The organism is Mesorhizobium sp. M6A.T.Ce.TU.002.03.1.1 (genome assembly GCF_003997275.1).
GTDB classification, from domain to species: Bacteria; Pseudomonadota; Alphaproteobacteria; order Rhizobiales; family Rhizobiaceae; genus Mesorhizobium; species Mesorhizobium mediterraneum.
In genome coordinates, this window is the sequence record NZ_RZTI01000189.1 from 1 (window position 1) to 8,541 (window position 8,541).

Here is an 8,541-nt window from a genome sequence, read left to right on the forward strand (position 1 = left end):
GACAGGTATCGCCGCCTTGAACGCCATCGACGACAAGGAATGGCCGGCCGAAATCAACGGCGTCGCCACCGGCTTGCGTTCGGCCGGCAGCCGCATCGCCACGCCGCTCGGCCTCGTCGTCGGCGGCGACATGACCGACGATGGCGGCGGCCAGATCACCCAGCCCAGCGAGGGCACGCAGCTTCTCCAGTTCAGCCAGCGCTATCAGCAAGGCGTCGGCCCGGATCGCGTGCACATGCCGGTCTATGTCGGGCTCGGCAACCATGATCTCGACCAGAACGGCCCGCCGCAGCATGTCGACTGGTATCGGCGCGAATTGCGCGACTATGTCGAGGTCAACCACCGCCCGGGCGTGTTCTTCAAGCCGCCGGTGCCGGCGACCGACTACGATGTCGATACCGACTGCTATTCCTGGGACTGGGGTGGCCTGCATCTCATTCAGACGCACCGCTTCGCCGGCGACACCGGCCACGGCGCGCTCTCCAGCCTGCCATGGCTGAAGCAGGATCTGGCGACCTATGCGGCGGATGGCCGCCCCGTCATCCTCTTCCAACACTATGGCTGGGATGTTTTTTCGATCGAACGATGGGATGCCGCCAAAGGAACCTTCGACGATGACGGTCCTGGCCCGCCGCATTGGTGGAGCGAAGCGGACCGGCAGGCGCTGCTGGCGGCGCTGAAGGGCTACAATGTCGTCGCTATCTTGCACGGTCACCAGCACGAGGTGCCGATGATCTACCGCCGCGACGGGGTCGATCTGTTCAAGCCGAAGGCCGCCTATATGGGCGGCTTCGCGCTGGCGCGGGTGACCAGCGACAGCATGGACGTGGTGCTTGGTGAAGCCATCGGCGATCATGGCGAGGTCGCCTTCACCAACGCTTTCTCGAAGAGCCTGAACTTCTAACGGCGGCAACTGAAGCAGACAGCAAACCGCCTAAAGCAATTCCAGGAAAAGTGCGTAGCGGTTTTCCGTCCGGAATTGCGTAAAAGCAAACACTTAGAGCGGTTCGGCGCTTCTATCAAAAGCTGAACCGCTCTTAAGCCGCTTCCTCATCGCTGTTGAAAACGGCAGCGCAGCGATCAGAGCGCCTTTCTGACCCTGTCCTTCACGTCGCCATAGGCCTTCTGCAATTTGCCGGCGATTTTGTCGGCCGAGCCTTCAGCCTGGACGCGCCTGTTGCCGGTGGCCTTGCCGGCGGCTTTCTTCACGGAGCCTTTGATCTGCTTGGCTAGGCCCGCAACCTGATCCTTGTTCACCATGGCCGCATCTCCTGGGGTTTAATTTGCCTTTGTCCTGGGCAAACGGGCGGCTGGTTTTTCGGTTCCGAGGCCACGGGTCCGCGATGGCCGGAGCCGTCCGGCTCGCCGGCGCTAAGCGGCGATTGCCGCTCGCCATAAAAGAACGCCCCTCGCGCGTTTTATTGCACGGGAGGCGTCCTTTGTGTCAGCCTTTCCTGAGATTGCTCTCGTGAACTGCTGACGATACCCAAAATGCATGGATGCCGAAATGGTTCCCGGCATGGTGCGATTTTTTTCGACAGCTGACGCTCGAGCGGTTTCGGCGCCAAATCCGCCATCGAATCCTTGCTTAATCCAAGCTGGCGGCGATCGGTCCGCCGGGCGGCGAAAGCAAAAATTGACACAGCGTCAAAAGAAGTCTATAAGAAATTCGTCGATATTTGTTTGACTGACTTTTGTTATCCGCGTGCTCAGGCGCGCCTTTGACGAACTTCCCCCATCAAAATCGAGACAAACGTTGTTGTGCATTCGCATGACGGCGAATGAATATTTGCCACGGAAAGGGTTCGTTATGAGCACAGGCACAGTTAAATGGTTCAACGCCACCAAGGGTTTTGGTTTTATTCAACCTGACGACGGCTCCGCCGACGTTTTTGTCCACATCTCGGCCGTAGAGCGCGCCGGAATGCGCGACATCGTCGAGGGCCAGAAGCTCGGCTATGAGATGGTCCGCGACAACAAGTCGGGCAAGATGTCCGCCGATCAGTTGAAGGCGGCCTAAAACGGAATTCAGCCTCGCCGGTGACCACGGATGTACCGGCACCGGTGAATGGCGGATTCCAGCGCGTGACCCCGGAGACATCGTTTCCGAAGGATCATGCGCAGATGAAAAAGTGTCAGCGCGTCCAAAAGGACGCGCGGCGCTTCAGCGGAAGGTCAGGCAATGCCTGGCCTTTTGCGTTTGGGGCGCTTCAAAAGTTCGAAAAGAGCACCGCGCGTTCGCTTGAACGTGTTAAGGGTGCTCCAGCAATTTGAATCCGACTGCCGTATTGCTTTGTGCGTGGTCCTGGTCGAAAGACCGGTCTCGCCATTTTTCGGCATTACGCTCCGAACCGGGAGAAAGACCTTGACCGCCACTTCAAAGAAATCCCGCGACCAGGCCGAATCCATCTTCAGCAAGACCCAGACCCAGTCCATGTCGCTCAACCGCATCATTTCCGAACAGGATGCTGTCAGCCAGGCCCGGGAAGCCAAGACCGCGCGGCTGCGCGAATTGCGCCTGGAAAAGGAAGCCGACGAGATGGCTGCGGCCGCCGCGCTCCCCGCCTCGCCGAAGCGCGTGGGCAAACGCTGATGGCCACCAAGCGCGTCCCGCAAAAGGCGATCGCCGCCGATTCGACCATCGCCGATGTCGTGGGAGAACTCGACAAGCCGGTCGAATATGTCCGCCGCGTGCTCGAAAAGCTCGAGCGCTGCAGGCGCGCCCATGGCGATGCCCAGGTCAGGCTCGGCGTGCGTGGCCGCTCCGAATGCCCGAACTATTTGATCGAATATGTCCGCGAAAATGCCAAGACCCACGAGCGCGTCACCCATCAGGATGCCGCCTATAGCGGCAGCACGCATCGCGAGCTGGCGCCCCGGCACATCGAGGAGGCCAGAAACTGGTCGCCCGAAGAAATGAACATCACGGCGGTCTCGGCGCTGATCGGCCGCCTTCGCAACCCGAATGCGCCATCATCGCGTTTCTCCGACGAGGATTGATATGGCCATAAAATTCTCCGCCAAGGATCAGCCGGCAGCAACCGCTGCCGCCAAGCCGGCCAAGCCGGCCGCCGCGCCGAAAGCCGACGTCACCGCCGAGGCCGCGACCGATCTGTTCAAGTCGCCGGCGGATGTCGCGTCGCGCAAGACCAGGAAGAAGAAATAGCGCCCTTGCCGCGAAACGCCGATCCCGTTGCGTCAGGGCTGCTTGCCTTGGCGAGCGCCGGGGACTTTTCGTCTCTGGAGGAGAGCGCCGCTCCTCTCTTCGACTGCCAGAGCTGCGGCGCCTGCTGTTCCTATTCGGCCGAATGGCCCCGCTTTTCGACCGAGGATGACGCACAGCTCGACCGGATCCCGCAGAAATATGTGGCCGCCGACGAAGCCGGCATGCGCTGCGACGGCGTGCGCTGCTCGGCACTTTCCGGCGAGGTCGGCAAGTCGACCGCCTGTGGCATCTACGAGGTCCGACCGGACGTCTGCCGCGCCTGCATGCCCGGTGGCGACGATTGTCTGATGGCGCGTCGCGGCCATGGGCTACCGACGCTGTAATAACGGCCCTCAGGTAGGGGCAAAATCACGACGACACGATTTAGGCGGGTCCGAGAATATCCGCCTTGATCGGTTGGTCGAAGATAAGCGTACCTTCGCTATCGCGTTGCGCCGCTGCAAGCACAGCAGCGGTGCTGCCAGATTCGTCGTGCTCAACGACTTCTCGCCGCGACGGATCAACAGCCACGACGCGATCCAAAAAGCCTCTCACGGTTCGAAAGACCTCCCGACGAACGTATTGTAATGTAGCCATCCGCGCCAGCACGCCCGATAATATGGCTGTTTCGATCGCGAGTTGGGCCGCTTGCCGGACAATGGTTTCGTCTTCAATCAGCCGCAGGGCGGCGAAGAAATTGCCGGTCGCCAACGGTTCGACGATGATCAGGACGCCATTTGGCTTGATGATGCGGGCCGCTTCACCTAGCGCTGCCTGCATCGCCGTTTCGGGAACATGATGGAGTGCATTGACCATAACGGCAATGTCGAAAGCCGCGTCGTCGAAAGGCAACGCCTCCGCCACACCTTTGACGAAGCTTACCTGCGGAACCGCCGCCGCCGCTTCCCGAATCGCATCCGCCGCCGGATCGATGCCGCTCACGTCGGCTCCCTCGGCAACAAGCTGCCTTGCGAAGTTGCCAGCACCGCAACCGATATCAAGAATTCTAAGTCCGGCGATCGACGATCGCACCGATCTGACAACTGCCTACGGACTGTCTATGAGCTGCACTGCGCGTTTCCCCTCGGTCCGATGATAAGGGAAGAGCCTCTGCCGGAAGCTCACCCACCTAAAGCAACAAGCTCCGGGCGCATTTCCTCTAGCGTCATTCCCATCCCCAACAGTACCGACACCAGAATCCGCAGCTTGGGTCCGGTGAGATCGCCGGCAAAGACTGCCCCCGCCTTCTCGAGATCCTTGCCTCCGCCATTGCCATAAATCGGCGAGACGCGGCCTTCGCCACATCGCGACGCCACGAACACCGGAACGCCATCGGCGATAATGTCTGCAACAGCCACTGCGACGGCAGGGGTCGCGTTTCCTCTGCCGAAGCCTTCGAGCACAATCGCTCGTGAGCCGCTTGCCGCCGCAAGGCGGATCAAGCGGTCATCAGAGCCAAGCACCATGCTTATGAGGTCGACTCGTGGTTCGATGGTGTTCGCTGCAAATGTTTTCCGAAGGATAGGGCGGCGCGATACGCTTACGGCGGTCCCATCGATTTCCCCTAGCTTGCCGTGGTTTCGCGAAACAAACGCATCGACGCGGGAGGTATGGGCCTTCGTGACATCACGCGCGGCGTGGAAGTGTTGTTCCAGGAGCACAACCGCGCCGAGACCTGCCGCCAGTGGCGACGCCGCAAGCCTGACGGCATCAGTGACGTTCCGCGGTCCATCGGCGGCGGAATCATCAGCGCTGCGCTGTGCGCCGGTAAACACCACGGGCTTTTCATTCACCAGAAGCAAATCCGCGAGATAGGCGCTTTCCTCCATCGTATCGGTACCGTGGGTGACCACGACACCGATGCAATCGTCTTCAGCAAGGTGAATGTTGATCCGCTGAGCTAGAGCAAACGCCATTGGCAACGTCATCGCGCAGCTGACGATATTCATGAAGTCGTCAACTTTAATGTCGACGCCGGGAGGGACGTCTTGGATCGCACCTCGAAGTTTCTCGCCGGCGACGGTTGCTACGACGTGATCCTCGGCCTCGATGCGCCGCGAAGCGATTGTACCGCCGGTGGTAATTAGGCAAATACACGCCATGCAGGGTGCTTTCGGATGGAGCGGCTATTGGTTCACTTGGACATAGCGAATTGAGCGTCAAATCACGAAAGTTGAGGGACACCTTGTTGGTGGATTCTCGATTACCTCGAACCTTTGTACATCAATATCCATCTTGGCGTCATCAGGGCCTACCGGGAACGTCTCATTCGGGTCACAGACTTGCCGAGGGTCATCTGAATGGGAAGGGCAAAGAAGGGTCGTGAGCCGAAATTCGAAATGAGGCACTAACGGTCCCCAGGCTGACTTGTGCCCGCGCGTTTGCCTGGTTACGCTGCCGGCGGCAGGGATAACGCCGGGAGACCATCCGTGAGCATCGAATTCTTGTTGACGTCGCTGATTGTCGTGGCTTCGCCCGGCACCGGCGTTCTCTATACGCTGAGCGCCGGGCTTTCGCGTGGCGCGCGCGCCAGCATCATCGCTGCTTTCGGTTGCACGCTCGGCATCATTCCGCATATGGCGGCCGCCATCACCGGGCTGGCGGCGCTGCTGCACACCAGCGCACTCGCCTTTGAGACGATCAAATATCTGGGCGTCGCCTACCTGCTTTATATGGCGTGGAACACGCTGAAGGAGAGCGGCAGCTTGAACGTCGGGCAGGATGTCGCGCCGCGCTCGGTCGGCAAGGTGATCACCTCGGGCATCCTCATCAACATCCTCAACCCGAAGCTGTCGATCTTCTTCTTCGCCTTCCTGCCGCAGTTCGTCAGCACCACCGAACCGCATGCGCTGTCGAAGATGCTGGAGCTCAGCACCGTCTTCATGCTTTTGACCTTCGTCGTCTTCGTCGGCTACGGCATCTTCGCCGCCTCGATCCGCAGCCATGTCGTGTCGCGGCCGATGGTGCTGACCTGGATGCGCCGCACCTTCGCCGGCGCCTTCGTCGCGCTCGGCGCAAAACTGGCACTGACGGACCGGTAGACAGTAAGGATCGCGGGCAGTCGTCGAAGCTGGCGCCGCCCCTCATCTGCCTTGCCGGCATCTTCTCCCCGTCTAGGACGGGGAGAAGGGGGCTGGCCGCAACCTGGCATCCTCCTTCAACGCTTGAGATTGGCGAAATCTTTCGCGAAGGCAGCTTTCTCCCCGTCACTATACGGGGAGAAATGCCCGGCAGGGCAATGAGGGGCAGCGCCAAACCTATCCCTTCACATAACCCATCGCCTCGACGATCAGCCCGTCCGCTACGCGCATCAGATTGACGCCACGGATGGAGTTGCCGTCGGCACGCCAGTAACGCCAGCGGATTGTCGCCCGTTCACCGGCGACGAAGGTCTCCTCGATGTCGAAGCGGGTGCCGGGTTCGCTGCCTATCGCCGACCACAGCCGCACGCACGCCTCCCGGCCGGCATGGCGGGCGCCGTCCGGCGCCGGCACGGTATTTTCGATGACGCAGTCCTCTGCGACCAGGCCCGGGAGTGTCGATGGATCATGAAGCTGGAACACGTCGTTGTAGCGCCGCATGATCTCGGCCGTCTGTCTGGATTGGTCGTCTGGATGGACAACCATGATGCTATCCTGTTTCATCTCAGTATCTCCTGATTTCATTTCTCCGCGGCCGTGACCAAGTCGGCCTTGAGCGTGATGTCAGCCACACCAGCCAGGGCGCGGGAGACCAGGCATGTCGCTTTCGCGGATTGAGCAAGGCGCTGGAATTCTTCGGGCGCGAGGCCCGGGATTTCGGCTTCCGTTTCAAGATCGATGCGGATGATCGTCGGTCCCGCCTTGCTCATGCCGAGGTGCACCTTGGCGACGGTGTGGATCCGTGCGGGGACATGGCCGCCGCTGCCGGCTATGGCGCTCAGCGCCATCGAAAAGCAGCCGGCATGCGCCGCCGCGATCAGTTCCTCGGGGTTCGTGCCGGGACCGTTCTCGAAGCGCGACGGGAAGGAATAGGCACCTTCGAAGACGCCGCTGCCGAGCCGAAGCCGGCCCGAACCTTCTTTCAACGACCCTTGCCATTGGGCTTCTGCTTCACGGATGGTCATTCTTTTTCTCCTCTTGAATATTCCATTTTGTATATAGACCGATCTACATAATATATAGACCGATTGTCATATTCGGGGCAAGGCCTATAATGCTCACTCCTGACAGAGGTTGACATGGCGAACGATACCCGCACACGCATGATCGAGGCGACGGCGCTGCTGCTGAGGCAGCGCGGCTATCACGGCACCTCGCTCAACGACATTTTGAGCGCCTCCGCTGCGCCAAGAGGATCGCTCTATTTTCATTTTCCGGGCGGCAAGGACCAACTGGTCATCGAGGTGACGCGCGACAGCGTCGAAAAGGTCACGCAAAAGCTTGGCGAAGAGCTGGCCGCCGAAAAAGACCCGGCGGTGGCCGTCCACCATATCTATCAGTCCGTCGCGCGGATGCTGGAGGACAACCAGTTCACGCTTGGCTGTCCGATCGCGCCTGTGGTGCTGGACTCTCCGACCGACGTGCCGGAGCTGGCCGAACTATGCCGGTCGGCCTTCGAGCAATGGATAGGCTTGCTGCAGGCGGCCTTCGTCAGGGCAGGGGTGCCCGAGCGCCGCGCCCACGCTCTGGCGCTGCTTGTCGAATCATCGCTGGAAGGGCTGATGGTGATCGCGCGTGCCACCCGCGACCGTGCCCCGGTGCTGGCGGTGGCCGATGAGGTCGCCGCGCTGGTGGAAAGTGCGTTGCCGGCCAAGAAGGTCGCTGTCGCAGCGCATTGACGGTAGCATCTGAGCCGGGGGGCGCTCCGGCGAAATAATCGGCCGATGGCAACAAAAAGGGCGACCTCTCGGCCGCCCTTTCCGTATCTGAAGGCTGATGGATACGTGGATTAGAAATCCATGCCGCCCATGCCGCCCATGCCGCCGCCGCCCATGCCGCCTGGCATGCCGCCGCCAGCCGACTCCTTCTTCGGAGCCTCCGCGATCATGGCTTCGGTGGTGACCAGCAGGCCGGCGACCGAGGCCGCATCCTGGAGAGCCGTGCGCACGACCTTGACCGGATCGACGATACCCATGGCGATCATGTCGCCATATTCGCCGGTCTGGGCATTGAAGCCGAACGTCGGGCCCTTATTCTCGAGGATCTTGCCGGCAACGATCGATGCTTCCGCACCGGCGTTGGCCGCGATCTGGCGGGCCGGAGCCTGCAGCGCGCGACGCACGATGGCGATGCCCGCGGTCTGGTCGGAGTTGGCGCCGGTCGCCTTGATGCTCAGCGAAGCGCGCAGGAGTGCGA

14 protein-coding genes are annotated in these 8,541 nt (G+C 61.1%); 8 read left to right on the top strand and 6 right to left on the bottom strand.

Annotated features, from left to right (window positions below; genetic code table 11):
- Positions 1-904: metallophosphoesterase (locus tag EOC93_RS31155; RefSeq protein WP_127206540.1), on the top strand; the 904-nt coding region annotated here is incomplete at its 5' end.
- A gap of 176 nt (positions 905-1,080) precedes the next feature.
- Here the strand turns inward: EOC93_RS31155 and EOC93_RS31160 are convergent.
- Positions 1,081-1,260, bottom strand: coding sequence for a CsbD family protein (locus tag EOC93_RS31160; RefSeq protein ID WP_095489284.1), 180 nt, complete (start codon positions 1,258-1,260; stop codon positions 1,081-1,083).
- Positions 1,261-1,810: 550 nt separating this feature from the next.
- Between EOC93_RS31160 and EOC93_RS31165 the strand changes: the two genes are divergently transcribed.
- The 5 genes from EOC93_RS31165 to EOC93_RS31185 all read left to right on the top strand — a co-directional run bounded on the left by EOC93_RS31165 (position 1,811) and on the right by EOC93_RS31185 (position 3,549).
- Positions 1,811-2,020 (top strand): cold-shock protein, encoded by a 210-nt coding sequence (locus EOC93_RS31165; RefSeq protein ID WP_010915421.1) that lies wholly within the window; start codon positions 1,811-1,813, stop codon positions 2,018-2,020.
- A 345-nt stretch (positions 2,021-2,365) separates the two neighbouring features.
- The gene (locus tag EOC93_RS31170) at positions 2,366-2,593 is read left to right on the top strand and encodes a hypothetical protein (protein ID WP_095489283.1); all 228 of its coding nucleotides are present in this window, start codon (positions 2,366-2,368) and stop codon (positions 2,591-2,593) included.
- Positions 2,593-3,000, top strand: coding sequence for a hypothetical protein (locus EOC93_RS31175; RefSeq protein ID WP_095489282.1), 408 nt, complete (start codon positions 2,593-2,595; stop codon positions 2,998-3,000). Before EOC93_RS31170 ends, EOC93_RS31175 begins: the two co-directional genes overlap by 1 nt.
- Position 3,001: 1 nt before the next feature.
- The gene (locus EOC93_RS31180) at positions 3,002-3,166 is read left to right on the top strand and encodes a hypothetical protein (protein WP_095489281.1); all 165 of its coding nucleotides are present in this window, start codon (positions 3,002-3,004) and stop codon (positions 3,164-3,166) included.
- A gap of 5 nt (positions 3,167-3,171) precedes the next feature.
- Positions 3,172-3,549, top strand: a complete 378-nt coding sequence (locus EOC93_RS31185) for a YkgJ family cysteine cluster protein (protein WP_127206541.1) — start codon at positions 3,172-3,174, stop codon at positions 3,547-3,549.
- Between the two features lie 40 nt (positions 3,550-3,589).
- Here the strand turns inward: EOC93_RS31185 and EOC93_RS31190 are convergent, their stop codons facing one another.
- Together EOC93_RS31190 and EOC93_RS31195 are read right to left on the bottom strand one after the other, a co-directional pair.
- Positions 3,590-4,237: a class I SAM-dependent methyltransferase gene (locus tag EOC93_RS31190; RefSeq protein ID WP_245461593.1), complete on the bottom strand. Its 648-nt coding sequence runs from the start codon at positions 4,235-4,237 to the stop codon at positions 3,590-3,592.
- Between the two features lie 89 nt (positions 4,238-4,326).
- A complete protein-coding gene (locus EOC93_RS31195) occupies positions 4,327-5,307 on the bottom strand; it encodes an asparaginase (RefSeq protein ID WP_127206542.1) in 981 nt (326 codons plus the stop codon).
- Positions 5,308-5,634: 327 nt separating this feature from the next.
- On the opposite strand from EOC93_RS31195, the gene EOC93_RS31200 reads away from it, so the two are divergent.
- Complete coding sequence (locus EOC93_RS31200; RefSeq protein ID WP_127206543.1) at positions 5,635-6,246, top strand: LysE family translocator; 612 nt, start codon at positions 5,635-5,637, stop codon at positions 6,244-6,246.
- A gap of 216 nt (positions 6,247-6,462) precedes the next feature.
- Here EOC93_RS31200 and EOC93_RS31210 read toward each other — a convergent pair whose 3' ends face one another.
- Positions 6,463-6,849, bottom strand: coding sequence for a nuclear transport factor 2 family protein (locus tag EOC93_RS31210; RefSeq protein WP_127206544.1), 387 nt, complete (start codon positions 6,847-6,849; stop codon positions 6,463-6,465).
- A gap of 17 nt (positions 6,850-6,866) precedes the next feature.
- Positions 6,867-7,310, bottom strand: a complete 444-nt coding sequence (locus EOC93_RS31215; RefSeq protein WP_127206545.1) for an OsmC family protein — start codon at positions 7,308-7,310, stop codon at positions 6,867-6,869.
- 114 nt (positions 7,311-7,424) lie between these two features.
- Between EOC93_RS31215 and EOC93_RS31220 the strand changes: the two genes are divergently transcribed.
- Complete coding sequence (locus tag EOC93_RS31220) at positions 7,425-8,024, top strand: TetR/AcrR family transcriptional regulator (RefSeq protein WP_127206546.1); 600 nt, start codon at positions 7,425-7,427, stop codon at positions 8,022-8,024.
- Between the two features lie 110 nt (positions 8,025-8,134).
- On the opposite strand, the gene EOC93_RS31225 is transcribed toward EOC93_RS31220, so the two are convergent.
- A partial coding sequence (locus tag EOC93_RS31225) for a TCP-1/cpn60 chaperonin family protein (RefSeq protein WP_281033173.1) occupies positions 8,135-8,541 on the bottom strand: 407 nt, incomplete at its 5' end.